Origin of the sequence: Enemella dayhoffiae, assembly GCF_002250625.1 — a bacterium.
Lineage (GTDB): Bacteria > Actinomycetota > Actinomycetes > Propionibacteriales > Propionibacteriaceae > Enemella > Enemella dayhoffiae.
In genome coordinates this window covers 90,010-105,782 of the sequence record NZ_NMVQ01000003.1, presented here as the reverse complement: position 1 = coordinate 105,782, position 15,773 = coordinate 90,010, and the positions used below count along the sequence as shown (strand labels likewise).

Genomic DNA, 15,773 nt, shown 5'->3' with positions numbered 1-15,773 from the left:
GCTCACTCGGGATCGATCACCAGCACCAGGTCTCCACCCTCGACCTGCTGCACCCCGCGCAGCGCGATCCGCTCCACGGTGCCGGCAACCGGCGTGGTGATCGAGGCCTCCATCTTCATCGCCTCGATGGTCGCGACGGTGTCGCCGGCGGCGACCTGCTGGCCCTCCTCGACCACCGCATGCACGGTGCCGGCGAACGGGGCCGCGACCTGACCCGGCCTGCTGGTGTCGGCCCGCTCGGCCTGCACCGCGTCCACCTTGATCGAGCGGTCGCGCACCCGGACCGGACGGAGCTGCCCGTTCAGGGTGGTCATCACCGTGCGCAGGCCCTTGTTGTCGGCCTCGCCGATCGAGGACAGCGAGACGATCAGGTTGACCCCCTTCTCCAGCCGGACGTGGTGCTCGACCTCGGGCTGCAGGCCATAGAGGTATTCCAGGGTGGGCACGGTGGACAGGTCGCCGTAGGCGTCGCGGTTGCCCTCGAAGTCCTTGGTCGGGCCGGGGAACAGCAACCGGTTCAGCGTCTGCTGGCGGACCCGGCCGGGCTGTTCCAGCTTCGGCAGGTCGTCGGCGGGGACCTCCTCCTCGCGCTTGGGCACCTTGCGCGAGCCGAGCGCCTTGCCGCGGAACGGCTCGGGCCAGCCGCCGGCCGGGTCACCCAGCTCGCCGCCGAGGAAGCCGATCACCGAGTCGGGGATGTCGTACCTGTCCGGGTTCTCCTCGAAGTCGGCCGGGTCGGCGTCGACGGCGACCAGGTGCAGGGCGAGGTCGCCGACCACCTTGGAGGAGGGGGTGACCTTGGTCGGGCGGCCCAGGATCTTGTCCGCTGCGGCGTACATCACCTCGATCTGCTCGAACTTCTCCCCCAGCCCCAGCGCGATCGCCTGCTGACGCAGGTTGGACAGCTGGCCGCCGGGGATCTCGTGGTCGTAGACGCGTCCGGTCGGGCTGGGCAGACCGGACTCGAACGGGGCGTACGCCTTGCGCACGGCCTCGAAGTAGGGCTCCAGGTCCATCACCGCGCGCAGGTCGTTGCCGGCGTACGCCGGGTTGTCCGGGATGGTGAGTCGGGTGGCGCGCTCGGTGTGTTCGAGGGCGGCGACCAGGGCCGAGGCCGGCACCTGGGAGGTGGTGCCGCCCATGGCCGCGGAGGCGACGTCGACGGCGTCCACGCCGGCGTCGATGGCCGCCATCAGCGTGGCCAGCTGGCCGCCGGCGGTGTCGTGGGTGTGCAGGTGCACGGGCTGGTCGAAGCGCTCGCGCAGGGCGGTGACCAGGGTGCGGGCGGCCGGGGGGCGGAGCAGCCCGGCCATGTCCTTGATCGCGATGATGTGCGCGCCGGCCTCGACGACCTGCTCGGCCATCCGCAGGTAGTAGTCGAGGGTGTAGATCTTCTCCTCGGGGTTGGTCAGGTCGGAGGTGTAGCACAGCGCGACCTCGGCGATGGAGCGGTTGGTCTCGCGCACGGCCTCGATCGCCGGGCGCATCTGGTCCACGTCGTTGAGGGCGTCGAAGATGCGGAAGATGTCCACCCCGACGGCGTCGGCCTCCTCGACGAACGCCTGGGTGACCTTGGTCGGATAAGGGGTGTAGCCGACGGTGTTGCGGCCGCGCAGCAGCATCTGCAGGCACTGCCCGGGCATCGCCTCGCGCAGTTTGCCGAGCCGCTCCCACGGGTCCTCGGCGAGGAACCGCAGGGCGACGTCATAGGTGGCTCCACCCCAGCACTCCATCGAGAAGGTGCCGGGCAGCATGCGGGCCAGCACGGGTGCCGCCTCGATGAGGTCCTGGGTGCGCATCCGGGTGGCGAGCAGCGACTGGTGGGCGTCGCGGAAGGTGGTGTCGGTGACCTCGGTGTGGCCGGCCTCGCGCAGGGCCCGGGCGAAGCCGTCGGGGCCGAGCTGGTCGAGCCGCTGCCGGGAGCCCGCGGGGGTCGGGGTGTTCAGGTCGATGGTGGGGAGCTTGCTGGCGGGGTCGATCTCGATCGGCCGGTCGCCGTGCGGCTTGTTGACGGTGACATCGGCGAGCCAGTTGAGCACTCGGGTGCCGCGGTCGGCGGGGACCCGCATGGTGAGCAGTTGCGGGCGCTCGTCGATGAACCCGGTGGACAGGTTGCCGGCGACGAAGTCGGGGTCGGCGAGCACGGCCTGCAGGAAGGGCACGTTGGTGGTGACTCCGCGTACCCGGAACTCGGCGAGCGCGCGGCGGGCGCGGGCGGTGGCCAGCTCGAAGGTGCGCCCGCGGGCGGTGAGCTTGACCAGCAGCGAGTCGAAGTGCGGGCTGATCTCGACACCGGTGCCGACGGTGCCGCCGTCGAGGCGGATGCCGGCGCCGGAGGCGGAGCGGTAGGTGGTGATCATGCCGACGTCGGGGCGGAACCCGTTGCCCGGGTCCTCGGTGGTGATCCGGCACTGCAGGGCGGCGCCGCGGATCTGCAGGTCCTCCTGACGCAGGCCCAGGTCCGCGAGGGATTCGCCGGCGGCGATCCGCATCTGGGACTGGACCAGGTCGACGTCGGTGATCTCCTCGGTGACGGTGTGCTCCACCTGGATGCGCGGGTTCATCTCGATGAACACGTGCTCCCCGGCCCGCTCCCCCTCGGTCTCGAGCAGGAACTCCACCGTGCCGGCGCAGGAGTAGTTGATCGACTCGGCGAACTTGACCGCGTCGCGGCACAACTTCTCGCGCAGCTCGTCGGAGATGTGCGGGGCCGGGGCGATCTCGACCACCTTCTGGTGCCGGCGCTGGATCGAGCAGTCGCGCTCGAACAGGTGCATCACGTGACCGGTCGTGTCGGCGAGGATCTGCACCTCGATGTGGCGGGGGCGCTGCACCGCCTGCTCGATGAACACGGTGGGGTCACCGAAGGCGCCCTCGGCCTCGCGCATGGCGGCGCCGAGCGCCTCGCGCAGCTCCTCGGCGCGGTCCACCCGCCGCATGCCGCGACCGCCGCCGCCGGCGACGGCCTTGACGAAGACCGGGAAGCCGATCTCCTCGGCCCCGGCGACGAGCTCGTCGACATCGCGACCGGGTGCGGTGGACTGCAGCGTCGGTACGCCCGCCTTGCGGGCCGCGGCGACCGCGGACACCTTGTTGCCGGCCATCCGCAGCACCTCGGCGGGCGGGCCGATGAAGGTCAGCCCGTTCCGCGCGCAGGCGTCGGCCAGTTCGGGGTTCTCGGACAGGAAGCCGTAACCGGGGTAGATCGCGTCGGCCCCGGCCTGCTGGGCCGCGCGGATGATCTCATCGATGTCCAGGTAGGCGCGGACGGGGTGCCCCTCCTCACCGATCTGGTAGGCCTCGTCGGCCTTGATCCGGTGCTCGGCGTTGCGGTCCTCGTAGGGGAAGACGGCGACGGTGCGGGCACCGAGCTCAACGGCGGCACGGAAGGCGCGGACGGCGATCTCACCACGGTTGGCGACCAGGACTTTGGCGAACATGCCCCGACCCTATCGAGGTGGGCGGGCATTGATGCCGCGCGTTCCATCGCTGAGAACGCTGTGCACGTTGGCTGCGCGAGCTTGCGAGCAAAAGCCTCAGCGATAGGTGGTGACCGAGGAGGAACGCCGAGCGTTGGTCTGCTGGGCGGCGACGATCGCCCAGACGACGCCGGCGGGGATGCTGAGGAAGAGGCCGAGTCCGCCGGTGATGAAGATCAGCACCAGGTTGACGAAGAACATCACCACGGCACCGAGGATGGTCGAATAGAGCATGCCGAGCGGGCCGAAGAAGAAGGCCAGCACCCCGGCCACCGGCACCGACTTCTGCTGCCCGTAGTTGTTCTGCACCATCACGGTCGCGCCGGAGTTCTGCGGCTGCTGCGGTTGGGCGTACTGGTTCCCGAAGGACTGGTTCCCGTAGCCCTGCTGGGCGTACCCCTGTTGTCCATAGCCCTGCTGGTCCTGAAAGCCCTGCTGGTCCTGGAAGCCCTGGTACGCCTGGGCGGTCAGTCCGCCGAAGCCCTGGTCCGGGTAACGGGTGCTGCCGGCGTCGTCATAGCTGTACTGCGTGAACGGATACTGCTGGTCCGGGACCGCCGGCAGGTTGTTGCTGCCGGAGGCCTGACCCTGCTGGTTGTAGTTCTGCCACTGGTTCTGCGGCTGCCACTGGTCCGACACGTCTGCTCCCCCTGGGTCACCCGGCACCTCTGGTACCGGTCACGCAGGATCAGCGTAACTCCGCCCGCGGCCCACCGACCACCCTTCGAGACCGAACCGTCACCCGCCGACGAGCGCCCGGATCAGCCCCTGCACGAAGTAGATGACGAACAGCACCGCCACCACATACATCAGCGGGTGCACGCTGCGGCCGTGACCGCGGGCCAGCTTGAGCAGCACGAAGGTGATGAACCCGGCCCCGATGCCGACGGTGATCGAATAGGTGAACGGCATCAGCGCCAGCGTCAGGAACGCCGGCAGGCCCTGCTCCACGTCGTCCCACTCGACCCCGCCCACCTGGGCCATCATCAGGAAACCGACGAACACCAGCACCGGTGTCGCGGCCTCCGAGGGCACCAGGTTGACGATCGGGGCGAGGAACACCGACAGCAGGAAGGCCGCCCCGGTGACCACCGAGGCCAGGCCGGTCCGCGCCCCCTCGCCGACGCCGGCGGCCGATTCGATGTAGGAGGTGTTCGACGACACCGAGCCCAGGCCGCCGACCATCGCGCCGAGCGAGTCGATCAGCAGGATCCCGGTGATGTGCGGCGGGTTGCCGTCGGGCCCGATCAGTTTCGCCTCCTCACCAACGGCGACGACCGTGCCCATGGTGTCGAAGAAGTCGGCGAGCAGCAGCGAGAAGATGGTCAGCAGCACCACCAGCACCCCGCCGAACCCCTTTGCTGTGGTGAACGCGCCGATCAGATCGATGTTGAACAGCAGGGACAGGTCGGGCGGCGCGAACAGTTCCTTCACCTGCGGCACGTTCAGCATCCAGCCGGTCGGATTGACCACCTTCCCCTCCGCGTTGGTCATCGACCCGATGTGCAGCACCGCCTCCAGCACGATCGCCAGCGCCGTCGTGGCCAGGATCGAGATCAGCAGCGCCCCGCGCACCTTGCGGGCGTACAACACCGCCACCAGCACCAGCCCGACCACGAACACCAGCATCGGCCAGCCCAGCAGCGAGCCGTTGATGCCGAATTCGACCGGCGGCGACCCCGTCGGCTTGCGCACGATGCCGGCGTCGAACAGGCCGACGAAGGCGATGAACAGCCCGATCCCGACCGCGATCGCGATGCGCATCGACCGCGGCACCGCGCGGAACACGGCCTGCCGGAAACCGGTCAGCACCAGGATGGTGATCAGCACCCCCTCCCAGAACACCAGCCCCATCGCCTGCGGCCAGGTCATCCCGCGCACCAGCCCGAAAGCGAGCAGCGCGTTCAGCCCCAGTCCGGTGGCGACGCCGAGCGGGAACCGCCCGATCACCCCCATCAGGATGGTCATCACCCCGGCAATCAGCGCGGTCGCGGCGGCGACGGCCGCGATCGAGGCACCGATCGCGTCGGGGGTCTTCGGGACGCCGGTGATCAGGTTTCCGTCGACGTCGGCCTGGGTGCCGATGATCAGCGGGTTGAGGGCGATGATGTACGCCATCGTGAAGAAGGTGACCAGCCCGCCGCGGACCTCCCGAGCGATGGTGGAGCCGCGCGCGCTGATCTCGAACCAGCGGTCGAGTCCGGAGCGATTCGAGCCGGTTGCGGTGGTGCTGGATGCCATGAACCCAAGGCTATGGGGCGTACGCCTCCGCTCGCGCCACGCGTGGACCGGCGGACACGACCGCCGTCAGTCGAACAGGTTGCCGTCGCGCTCGATGGTCTCCCAGACCGGCTCCGGCAGCTCGCCCTCCCGCTCGGGCGCGGTCACGTCGGAGTGCGCGCCGCAGCCGTGGTCGATGCTCACCACGCGACCGTCGGAGGCGGCGTACTGATTGCCGCAGGCACCGAACAGCACGCCCAGGCTGCCCTGCAGGCGCAGGAAGTAGCCGCAGCTGACACAGTTCGCCGGGGCCTGCCGGGTCATCTCGTTGTCGGGTCCGCCGTCCCCGTCCAGCCAGCGCTCGGCGGCCTCGGCGCGACCGTACGCCGAGAGCACCCGCTCGCGGCCCAGACCGAGCTCGGCGACCACGGCCCGCAGCTGGCTCGCCTCGGCCGGATCGGTGTCGGTGGCCGACTCTCCCCCGGTGTAACCCGGCTCGAGCCGCGGGTCGTTGTCCGGGGTCGGCATCAGGATGCCGGGGGCGACATCACCGTTGGAGATCCGGTCGGCCCACGGCACCCACGCCGGGGCCAGCAGCGCGTCGGGCCCCGGCACCAGCACGACCTCGTCGACGGTCACCTTGCGCGCCCGGGACGCCCGGGCGACGGTCACCGCCCAGCGCCAGCCGCGATAGCCGGGGTGGGTGCAGCCGAAGTAGTGGGTCGCGACCCGCTCGCCCTCGGGCTCGCAGCCGAGGTGCTCACCGACGCTCCGCGTCACCGCACTCGCCGACAGGGCGGCCTCGCGAGCCAACTCGACGGCGTCGGCGCAGGCCTGGTCGAGCTTGGCGGCGCGGGCGCGGGAAGGGGTCTCAGTGCTGATCATCGACTCCATTGTCGCGGTGCGGGCCTCACAGCTCCAACTCGTCCGCAACGGCGCGCAGCAGTTGGGCGATCTTGGCGGCGTGCTTGGGGTCCGGGTGCCGGCCGTGCCGATAGCCGGTCCCGACCCCGTCCAGCAGCTTGATCAGGTCCTCGGTCAGCATCGCCATCTGCTCCGGCTTCTTCCGGCTCGCCTTCGACAGCGACACGGGCGCGTCGATCAGGGTCAGCGACAGCGCCTGCTCACCCTTGCGGCCCTCGACCACGCCGAACTCCACCTTCTGGCCGGGCTTGAGGGTGGTGACACCGGCCGGCAGCGCGTTGGCGCGCAGATAGACGTCGCCGCCACCATCCTTGGTCAGGAAGCCGAAACCCTTTTCCGCGTCATAGAAGCGGACCTTGCCAGTCGGCACGAGAACCTCACTCACGATCGGGCGCTTGCGCACCGGAACAGGACGAACCCTCGACGCTCGGCCGAGGGGATGCCGCAATCCTAGCGCTGGATGGCAGCCAGCGGCAGGTTCATTATCGAAGCGGTCAACGCCTCGACCGGCTCGCGGGGGGAGCGCGGATTGGCCTGCAGGGCCTGCTCGAGTTCCGGCAGCTCCGGCAGGCCGAATCGTCCGCTGAGCGCGCGCAGGTCACCGGGCACCCGGGTCCGCCCCAGCACACACAGCCCGAGTCCGGCCCGGGTCGCGGCGATGATGCCGAGCACCTGGCGGGTGTTGCAGACCACGCGCCAGGCTCGCCGCTGCTCGGCGAGCGCGTCGATCGCGGCCTGCCGGGTCCAGCTCGGGGCGTGATAGGTGACCAGCGGCACCGGCGCGGCCTGGTCGAGGGTGGTGTTCGGCAATCCGACCCAGACCAGTTGGTCGCGGTGCACCATCCGGCCGGTGTCGGAGCCGGCTCGCTGGTTGACCAGGATCAGGTCGAGGTGGTTCGACTCGAGCCTGCGTTGCAGTACGCCGGACTGGGCGACGGTCAGCTCAAGCTGGATGCCCGGGTGGTGCTGGCGGAATTCGCGCAGGATCCGCGGCAGGTCGGTCAGCGCGAACTCGTCGGCCGCCCCGAAGCGCAACCGACCGCGCATCGCCGAGCCGGAGAAATAGCTGCTGGCCTGGTCGTGCGCGGCCAGGATCTGCCGGGCGAATCCGCGCATCGCCTCCCCGTTGTCGGTGAGGGAGACCGAGCGGGTGTCGCGGACCACCAGCTGACGTCCGGCGGCCTGTTCGAGTCGGCGTACCTGCTGGGACACCGCCGGCTGGGAGATGCCGAGCTGCTCGGCGGCGCGGGTGAAGCTGCGGGTGTCGGCCACGGCCAGGAAGCCGCGCAACAGGGCGGGATCGAAGTGCGGTTCGGGCAGGGACATCGACCCTCCAGAGACTTAGAAGCGTTGCTTATTGATTTTATACGCTCCATTGTTTGGCCGAATCTATCGGGTACGCCTACGCTCGATCACGGCACCGCGGCCCAATCCCTTTCCACCACCAGCACCAGAAGCGGTGATCTTTCGTCATGCGCGCAGCACCTGCAGGTACGCCTGCAGCCAGCAAGAACCCTTCCCCGAACCTCAACGAACCCGCCCAGCCCCGCCGACTGCCGCAATCGCTGATTGCGCTCAACGTCCCGCACTTCCGCGTCTATGTGCTCGCCTTCGCCTTCGGCAGCCTCGGACTGTGGGTGCAGCGGATCGCCCTCGACTGGCAGGTGCTGCAGCTCACCCACAGCGTCTCCGCCGTCGGCGTCTCGGTCACCCTCCAGTTCGCACCCGTCCTGCTGCTCGGACTGTTCGGCGGCGCCCTGGTCGACCGGTTCGACCCGCGCAAGCTGCTGATCCTCAGCCAGAGCTTCCTGGCCACCATGGCCGCCGTGCTCGCGGTGCTCGTGTTCACCGGATCCGCCTCGGTGTGGGCGTGCTATGCGCTCGCCCTGGGCAGCGGTCTGGCCGCCGTCGTCGAACAGCCCGGCCGCCTCGAACTGGTCAACCGGCTCGTCGGGCGCGGCGGACTGCGCAGCGCCCTCGGCCTGAACACCACCGCCTTCCAGTCCGCCGGTGTCGCCGGGCCGCTGCTGGCCGGCGCGCTGATCCACGGCGTCGGCCTGGGCTGGTGCTTCGCGCTGAACGCGCTCACCTGCCTGATCGTGGTGACCAGCTATCTGCTGATCCGCACCCCGTCCCGCACCGCGGCCGCCGGCAACCGCACCGGGCGACTCAGTGACGGGCTGCGCGTGGTCCGGCGTACCCCCGAGATCGCCTGGACCATCGTGCTGGTCGCCGTGGTCGGCGTGTTCGGCACCAGCCTGCCGGTGCTGCTCAGCGCGATGTCGGCCCGGGTGTTCTCGGCCGGGGTCTCCGGTTATGGCCTGTTGGCCGGCATGGCGGCGGCCGGGGCCGTGATCGGCGCCCAGTTGGCCGCCCGGAACCGGCGTACGCTGCGGTTGCGCGAACTGACCGGCTTCACCGCCCTGCTCGGCGCCCTGGTGGTGCTCGCCTCCACCGCACCGAACCTGCCGCTGTTCGCCGGACTGATGGTGCTGTTCGGGATCGTCCAGGTGCTCTTCCTGCAGTCGGCGAACACCCTCGTCCAGCTGACCGCGCCGGAGTGGGTGCGCGGCCGGGTGATCAGCGTCTACGTGCTGGTGGTGATCGGCGGCCAGGCCCTCGGCGGCCTGATCTCCGGCGCGACGGTCGACCTGTGGGGGCCGCGCGGCGGGATGCTGCTCAACGGTGCGCTGATCGTGCTGCTCACCGCGGTGTGCGCGCTGCGGATGGCCTACGAGGCGCACCTGACGCTGCGGGTGGGCGTACGCCGGGCCCCCGGCATCCGCATCGTCAACGCCACGCGCTGGTAGCGAATCGCCCGCGAACTAGAATCACCGGCATGGCAACCTGGCAGGACGGACCCGAATATGCGCCGCACGAGCGGCCGTCCGAGTTCACCGCGCCCCAGGTCAGCCAGCTGGACACCGCCCCGCCCCGACCCCAGCCGTCGGCCGACGCCCCGCTGGTCCGGCCGCTGTTCGAGCAGCGGCACCAGGTCTCCCCGCTGGTCGCCCTGGTGCCGCAGGCCGATCAGCCGCGCGATCCGCACCAGGCGTTCGAGGTCGCCAGCACGCTGATGACCGAGCACAGTTCCGCGGCCTGGGGGGCGGCGCACAGCGGGCTGAACCAGCCCGACCCGGGATGGGCTCCGCCCACCGGCGCACCGGCCGGTACGCGGCCAGCGGGCGCCGCGGTGGCCAGCCCGCCCCCGCACGTGCCGCATCCCGACGAGGTGCACGGCCCGCCGCAGCACGATCCGCACCAGGCGTTCCACCTGTCGCAGGGACAGCGCACCGGGCTGAACTACCCGCGGCCCGAGGGTCACCCGGCCGCGCCCCCCGCTCCCGGCACCCCGCAGTGGTTCGGGCCCGGGCAGCAGCACCCCGCGGCCACCCGGCGGCTCAGCATCGGCGACGTGCTCGAGGGGGTCACCTTCCCCACCGTCGCCGCGCTGCTGGTCGGCGGGCTGTGCGTGCTGGTCAGCCTGTTCGGCTGGCTGTCCCCGCTGGCGTTCGTGACCGCCTTCCTCACCTCCGGGCGGATCGGCTATCGACGGCAGTGGGTGCGCTACCTCTTCCTGTCCGGGGCGGCCGCGCTCGGCATCACCCTGGTGGTCGGAGTGCTCTACAGCCTGGACGACCTGCTGGTCGCCTACGACCTGCTCTGCCAGCTCAGCGCCGTGGTCTGCTGGCTGGTACTGGTGTCGCTGATCGTGCTGGTCGCGCGGGCCCAGGCCCAGGGCGAGCAGCCCGAGGTGCCGCAGCGCAACCCCGACCCCGGTTGGGGCTGATGCGCAGCTTCAGCGATGCGCTGCGCGGGCTGGGTGAGGACGAGTTGACCTCGCTGCTGACGGCCCGCGACGACCTTCGTCACCCGGCTCCCCGAGACCTGGGCGAGCTGGTCGCCCGGTCGATCGCCCCCACCTCGGTGCATCGCGCGATGGACCGGCTGGACCGTTTCCAGCTGACCTGCTGCGAGGGACTGGCCGCACTGCCCGACCCGACCAGCACCGACGCACTCGTCGCGCTGCTGGGCGCCCCCGAGCCCGCTGTCACCGAGGCGCTGGTCCGACTGCGCGAACTCGCCCTGGTGTGGGGCACCGACGAGTTGCACCTGGTCCGCGCCGCCCGCCAGGCCTTCGATCCCTATCCCGGCGGACTGGCCGCCCCGAGCCCCCGGCCGCTGACGGGGGACTCCCTGACGGCCGCTCTCGCCGAGCTGCCCGAGGGCGCGGCCGAGGTGCTGGACCGGTTGGCCTGGGGGCCGCCGACCGGCACTGTACGCAACGCCGACCGGCCGGTCACCCACCCGGCCACCCCGGTCGAGCACCTGCTGGCCCGGGGACTGCTGCGTCCACTGGGGCCGGACACCGTGGTGCTCCCCCGCGAAGTGGCGCTGCGCTGGCGCGGGGGGTTCCGCACCGACCTGGCCTGGCAGGCCCCCGCCGAGCTGCCGGACGGACGACGCCCCGCCCGGGTGGTGCTGCACGCTGCCGTGGGCGCGGCGTACGAGTTCTGCCACGACGTGGAGGCGGTGGTGGACGCGGTCGATCGCCGCCCGCCCGCGCTGCTGCGCTCCGGCGGAATCGGCGTACGCGACCTCGGCGCGCTCGCCCGGGAGCTGGGTCTGGATCCGGCGCGCGCCGGGTTCACCCTGGAGGTGGCGCATGCCGCAGACCTGGTCTCGACCGCACCGCCCAGCCTGCGGGTGAGCGCCGACTTCGACCAGTGGCTGCGACTGCCGGTGGCCGAGCGGGTGGTGGTGTTGCTGCGGCGCTGGTACCAGACCCCGCGCTGGTACGCCGCCTCCCGGCTCGACGGTGGTCACGTGCTCGGGCCCGAGGGCGCCGCCCGCTGGGGGCCGGGAGCCCGCGCCGCCGTGCTCGGCCGGCTGCGGATCGGCAGCGCCCCCGACCCCACGGGGTTGGGCGCGCTGATCGAGTGGGATCAGCCGGGGCTCACCCGGGTGCTTCCGGTGGCCGATCTGGTCGCCGCGGTGCTCACCGAGGTCGCCTGGCTCGGGCTGACCGCCCTGGATCAGGTCAGCGAGTTGGCCCCGGTGGCCGGCGGAGCGCCCCTCCCGGAGCAGGTGGCGGCGATGTTTCCCGAGCCGGTCACCGAGCTGGTCCTGCAGGCGGATCTGACCGCGGTGGCTCCCGGCCCGCTGGAGCACCAGGTGGCGCAGGAGCTGCGGCTGCTGGCCGATCAGGAGTCGCGCGGCGGGGGCGGGGTGTTCCGGTTCTCCGCGGAGTCGCTGCGCCGGGGGTTCGACGCCGGCCGGGACGCCGACCAGGTGCTCGCCTGGCTCGAGCGGCACTCCACCTCGGGGGTGCCGCAGCCGCTGGCGTACCAGGTCGGCGACGTGGCCCGCCGGCACGGCACGGTGCGGGTCGGATCCGCCCGGGCCTATGTGCGGATCGACGATCCCGCGCGGATGCAGGCGGCACTCGCCCATCAGGGGGCCGCCGCCCTCGGCTTACGCCAGGTCGGACCGCAGACCCTGATCGCCGACGCCGATCCCGACGAGGTGGTCGCCCTACTGCGTTCGCTCGGGATGGCGCCGGCCGCCGAGGACGCGGCCGGTTCGGTGCTGGCCACCCCGCCGCGGCGCCGGGCGACCACCTCGCGGCGTCCCGCCCCCGCCAACGGGGCCGAACCGCGCGCCCTCGCCCAGCAGCTGCTCGCCGCCGCGACCACCGCCAGGGAACGCGGCATGCGCACCGAGGAGACCCTCGAGGTGCTGCGTCGGGCCTGGACCGACCAGGCGGCGGTGGCGGTGGATTTCGTGGCCGCCGACGGCGCCCGGGTGACCCGCACGCTCGTCCCGGCCGACCTGGCGGCGGGCATGGTCCGGCTGGTCGGTTCGGGGACCGCGGTGAGCCTTCCGTTGTCGCGAATCATCGCCGCGCGGCGCGAGTCGGGCTCCTGAGGCACCGCAGGTCGGGTAGCCTGTCGGGGTGCGTCCGGAACTCGTCCGCCGGATCGTGGCCGGCTATGCCATCGCCCTCACGGCGCTGGCTCTGGTTCTGCTGCCCGGACGCAGCAGGGAGGCGGTCGTCGGAGCCCCGGTCAGCGAGTCCGGCGTGCAGACCCCCGCCACCGGACCCGGCACCCCCACCGAACCGGCCCCCGCATCGGCCCCGGTCCGCACCCCGGCGGCAACCCCGACGGCCAGCGCCACCCCGACCCACCGGACCGCGCGTACGCCGGAGCCGAGCGCGAGCGTGAGCGCGACGACCACCGCGCCCACCGCTCCCCCGTCCCCCGCGGTACAACCGGTGGGCACCTCCGCGGACACGCCCACCGCGGCCCCCCAGCCGACCCAACCGACGCAGTCGACCACCCCGTCGTCGACCCCCGAGCCGAGAGCCAGCGCCTCCGTGGGCCCGTCCCGCTCCGAGGGTCCGCCCGGGCCGTTCGCGATCACCAGCAGCAATGACCTGTCCAGCTGCAACGGGGGTCGCACCTTCCCGGTGACCTGGAGCCCGTCGGCGGGGGCCGTCCGCTACACCGTCTATGCCAGCAACCAGGGTTCGCAGACGGTGACCGGCACCTCGGCCACGCTCTCCTGCCCCACCCAGGCCGGCACGTTCACGGTCACCGTGATCGCCTACAACGAGCGGATGCAGGGCACCAACGCCCCCACCGTCGGCTATCACGAGCCGGTCCCGCTGGACGATCACACCCCCTCCCCGACGACCGGCCCGGTCTCGACGTTCGGCGTCGCCCCGGCTGCGGCGACGCGTCGCTGATGCCGGGCCCGCTCGTCGTCCAGTCCGACCGGTCGCTGCTGCTGGAGGTTGATCACCCCGACGCGGAGACCTGTCGGATCGCCATCGCCCCGTTCGCCGAGCTGGAACGGGCGCCGGAGCACATCCACACCTACCGGCTCACCCCGCTCGGGCTGTGGAACGCCCGCGCCGCCGGGCACGACGCGGAGCAGGTGGTGGACACGCTGATCACCTGGTCGCGCTATCCGGTGCCCAGCTCACTGCTGGTCGACGTGGCCGAGACGATGGGCCGCTATGGCCGGCTGCGGATCGAGAAGCACCCGACCCACGGGCTGGTGCTGGTCACCACCGACCGTCCGGTGCTGACCGAGGTGCTGCGCTCGGCCAAGGTGAAGGGGCTGGTCGGGGCCCGGATCGACGACGACACGGTGATCGTGCATCCGAGCGAGCGCGGGCACCTCAAGCAGGTGCTGCTCAAGCTCGGCTGGCCGGCCGAGGACCTGGCCGGCTATGTCGACGGCGAGGCGCACCCGATCGAGTTGTCCACCTCCGGCGCGAACGGTGGCGCGGGCGGTTGGGAGCTGCGGCCCTATCAGCGCCTGGCGGCGGAATCGTTCTGGCACGGCGGATCCGGGGTGGTGGTGCTGCCCTGCGGCGCCGGCAAGACGATCGTCGGGGCCGCGTCGATGGCGCTGGCCGGCAGCACCACGCTGATCCTGGTCACCAACACGGTGTCCGCGCGGCAGTGGAAGGACGAGCTGCTGCGGCGTACCAGTCTTTCCGCCGACGAGATCGGCGAATATTCCGGCGCCCGCAAGGAGATCCGGCCGGTCACCATCGCCACCTATCAGGTGATCACCACCAAGCGCGGCGGGGTGCACCAGCATCTGGAGCTGTTCGACGCCCGCGATTGGGGGCTGGTCATCTATGACGAGGTGCACCTGCTGCCTGCGCCGGTGTTCCGGCGGACCGCCGACCTGCAGGCCAGGCGCCGGCTCGGGCTGACCGCGACCCTGGTCCGCGAGGACGGCCGCGAGGGGGATGTGTTCTCGCTGATCGGGCCGAAGCGGTTCGACGCCCCGTGGAAGGACATCGAGGCCCAGGGGTGGATCGCCCCGGCCGACTGTGTGGAGGTGCGCGTCACCCTGCCCGAGGCGGACCGGTTGGCGTACGCGATGGCCGATCCGGAGGCGCGCTATCGGCTGGCGGCCACCGCCGAGGCGAAGACCGCGGTGGTGGAGGAACTGGTACGCCGCCACGCCGGCGTACCGCGGTTGGTGATCGGGCAATACGTGGACCAGCTCGATGAGCTGGCCGAACGGCTCGGTGCGCCGTTGATCAAGGGCGAGACGACCACCCGGCAGCGGCAGCAGCTCTATGAGGCGTTCCGCAGCGGGGAGATCGACCTGCTGGTGGTATCGAAGGTCGCCAACTTCTCGGTGGACCTGCCCTCGGCGCAGGTGGCGATCCAGGTGTCCGGGGCGTTCGGGTCCCGGCAGGAGGAGGCGCAGCGGCTGGGTCGGTTGCTGCGACCCAAGTCGGACGGGGTGACCGCCCGGTTCTATGCGGTGGTCGCCCGCGACACGGTGGACGCCGACTTCGCCCAGCACCGGCAGCGGTTCCTCGCCGAGCAGGGGTACGCCTATCGGATCATCGACGCCGAGGAGCTGGCGGAGCTGGACGGTGGCCCGGCCGATGGGGACGACGCGGGCGAGGGTTCCGCGGACGACTAGGATCGCCCCCGTGAGCAGGCCAGGAGATCAGGAGCCCCCGCTCCCCGAACCCGGCCACCGGCCGATGCCCGGGGATGAGGACTACGTCCCCACCGAGGAGCGACCGCCCGGTCCGTCCGCACCGCCGCGCAAGAAGGTGCCGCTGCCGGTGCTGGTGCTCGGCATCGGGGTGCTGGTGGCGGCGCTGGTGGTGTTCTTCTTCTTCCTCCGGGGTCAGCTGAACCGGCCGCTGGGTGACGTCGACCCGAGCCCGACCCCCACCCTGGTCCCCCGCAGCGGTACGCCGGCGCCGGTGCAGCACGGTGCGGTCGGGCAGCGGATGACGGTCGAGGGGCTGTATGGCAAGGGCACGATCATGGTGCTGCAGGCCGAGTGGTCCGACAAGGGTGACCTCCCCCCGGATCCGGGTCGGCAATACCTCAATCTCGAACTGCGCTATGACTGCACCGAGGGCACGATGGTCACCTCGAACAACTTCTATGCGGTCTATGACACCAGGAAGACGGAGTATCTGCCGGGCATCGGCGCCGGCAAGCAGCCGCTCGGCGACGGAGAGCTGAAGGCCGGGCAGAGCAGGCAGGGGTGGGTGTCGGTGGAGATGCCGCCCGGTCCCGCGCTGGTGGTGATCAGCGACGAGGGGATCAACCCGTTGGTGATCCTCGAGGTGCCCAAGCCCTGAGGCGTACG

Annotated in this window: 12 protein-coding genes; 6 read left to right on the top strand and 6 right to left on the bottom strand. The window is 71.5% G+C overall.

The window, feature by feature from the left end; all coding sequences use genetic code 11:
- Window positions 1–2 precede the first annotated feature (2 nt).
- The 6 genes from CGZ93_RS03720 to CGZ93_RS03695 all read right to left on the bottom strand — a co-directional run bounded on the left by CGZ93_RS03720 (window position 3) and on the right by CGZ93_RS03695 (window position 7,949).
- Window positions 3–3,440: a pyruvate carboxylase gene (locus tag CGZ93_RS03720; RefSeq protein ID WP_094362812.1), complete on the bottom strand. Its 3,438-nt coding sequence runs from the start codon at window positions 3,438–3,440 to the stop codon at window positions 3–5.
- 96 nt (window positions 3,441–3,536) lie between these two features.
- Window positions 3,537–4,118 (bottom strand): hypothetical protein, encoded by a 582-nt coding sequence (locus CGZ93_RS19275; protein WP_229117179.1) that lies wholly within the window; start codon window positions 4,116–4,118, stop codon window positions 3,537–3,539.
- Between the two features lie 99 nt (window positions 4,119–4,217).
- The gene (locus CGZ93_RS03710; RefSeq protein WP_094362811.1) at window positions 4,218–5,720 is read right to left on the bottom strand and encodes an NCS2 family permease; all 1,503 of its coding nucleotides are present in this window, start codon (window positions 5,718–5,720) and stop codon (window positions 4,218–4,220) included.
- A gap of 66 nt (window positions 5,721–5,786) precedes the next feature.
- A complete protein-coding gene (locus CGZ93_RS03705) occupies window positions 5,787–6,593 on the bottom strand; it encodes a DUF3027 domain-containing protein (RefSeq protein WP_094362810.1) in 807 nt (268 codons plus the stop codon).
- Window positions 6,594–6,609: 16 nt separating this feature from the next.
- Window positions 6,610–6,993, bottom strand: a complete 384-nt coding sequence (locus CGZ93_RS03700) for a cold-shock protein (protein WP_094362841.1) — start codon at window positions 6,991–6,993, stop codon at window positions 6,610–6,612.
- An 80-nt stretch (window positions 6,994–7,073) separates the two neighbouring features.
- Window positions 7,074–7,949, bottom strand: a complete 876-nt coding sequence (locus CGZ93_RS03695) for a LysR substrate-binding domain-containing protein (RefSeq protein ID WP_094362809.1) — start codon at window positions 7,947–7,949, stop codon at window positions 7,074–7,076.
- A gap of 146 nt (window positions 7,950–8,095) precedes the next feature.
- Here CGZ93_RS03695 and CGZ93_RS03690 point away from each other — a divergent pair, with 146 nt between their 5' ends.
- From CGZ93_RS03690 to CGZ93_RS03660, 6 genes are read left to right on the top strand one after another with little or no spacing between them, the layout of a single operon-like run.
- Window positions 8,096–9,433: an MFS transporter gene (locus CGZ93_RS03690; protein ID WP_094362808.1), complete on the top strand. Its 1,338-nt coding sequence runs from the start codon at window positions 8,096–8,098 to the stop codon at window positions 9,431–9,433.
- Between the two features lie 29 nt (window positions 9,434–9,462).
- A complete protein-coding gene (locus tag CGZ93_RS18750; RefSeq protein ID WP_094362807.1) occupies window positions 9,463–10,413 on the top strand; it encodes a GtrA domain-containing protein in 951 nt (316 codons plus the stop codon).
- Window positions 10,413–12,551 carry a helicase-associated domain-containing protein gene (locus CGZ93_RS03680; protein ID WP_094362806.1) on the top strand — a complete coding sequence of 713 codons (2,139 nt, stop codon included), beginning with the start codon at window positions 10,413–10,415 and terminating at the stop codon, window positions 12,549–12,551. The genes CGZ93_RS18750 and CGZ93_RS03680 overlap by 1 nt, the downstream gene beginning before the upstream one ends.
- Window positions 12,552–12,579: 28 nt before the next feature.
- A complete protein-coding gene (locus CGZ93_RS18255; protein WP_141211064.1) occupies window positions 12,580–13,374 on the top strand; it encodes a hypothetical protein in 795 nt (264 codons plus the stop codon).
- The gene (locus CGZ93_RS03665; protein WP_176451618.1) at window positions 13,374–15,086 is read left to right on the top strand and encodes a DNA repair helicase XPB; all 1,713 of its coding nucleotides are present in this window, start codon (window positions 13,374–13,376) and stop codon (window positions 15,084–15,086) included. The genes CGZ93_RS18255 and CGZ93_RS03665 overlap by 1 nt, the downstream gene beginning before the upstream one ends.
- Before the next feature lie 10 nt (window positions 15,087–15,096).
- A complete protein-coding gene (locus tag CGZ93_RS03660) occupies window positions 15,097–15,765 on the top strand; it encodes a DUF4352 domain-containing protein (protein WP_141211063.1) in 669 nt (222 codons plus the stop codon).
- Window positions 15,766–15,773 lie beyond the last annotated feature (8 nt).

What these genes read in the sequence shown, in the direction of transcription:
- CGZ93_RS03720 (WP_094362812.1), bottom strand. Translation starts at nt 3,440, where the DNA reads ATGTTCGCCAAAGTCCTGGTCGCCAACCGTGGTGAGATCGCCGTCCGC.
- CGZ93_RS03710 (WP_094362811.1), bottom strand. Translation starts at nt 5,720, where the DNA reads ATGGCATCCAGCACCACCGCAACCGGCTCGAATCGCTCCGGACTCGAC.
- CGZ93_RS03705 (WP_094362810.1), bottom strand. Translation starts at nt 6,593, where the DNA reads ATGGAGTCGATGATCAGCACTGAGACCCCTTCCCGCGCCCGCGCCGCC.
- CGZ93_RS03695 (WP_094362809.1), bottom strand. Translation starts at nt 7,949, where the DNA reads ATGTCCCTGCCCGAACCGCACTTCGATCCCGCCCTGTTGCGCGGCTTC.
- CGZ93_RS03690 (WP_094362808.1), top strand. Translation starts at nt 8,096, where the DNA reads ATGCGCGCAGCACCTGCAGGTACGCCTGCAGCCAGCAAGAACCCTTCC.
- CGZ93_RS18750 (WP_094362807.1), top strand. Translation starts at nt 9,463, where the DNA reads ATGGCAACCTGGCAGGACGGACCCGAATATGCGCCGCACGAGCGGCCG.
- CGZ93_RS03680 (WP_094362806.1), top strand. Translation starts at nt 10,413, where the DNA reads ATGCGCAGCTTCAGCGATGCGCTGCGCGGGCTGGGTGAGGACGAGTTG.
- CGZ93_RS03665 (WP_176451618.1), top strand. Translation starts at nt 13,374, where the DNA reads ATGCCGGGCCCGCTCGTCGTCCAGTCCGACCGGTCGCTGCTGCTGGAG.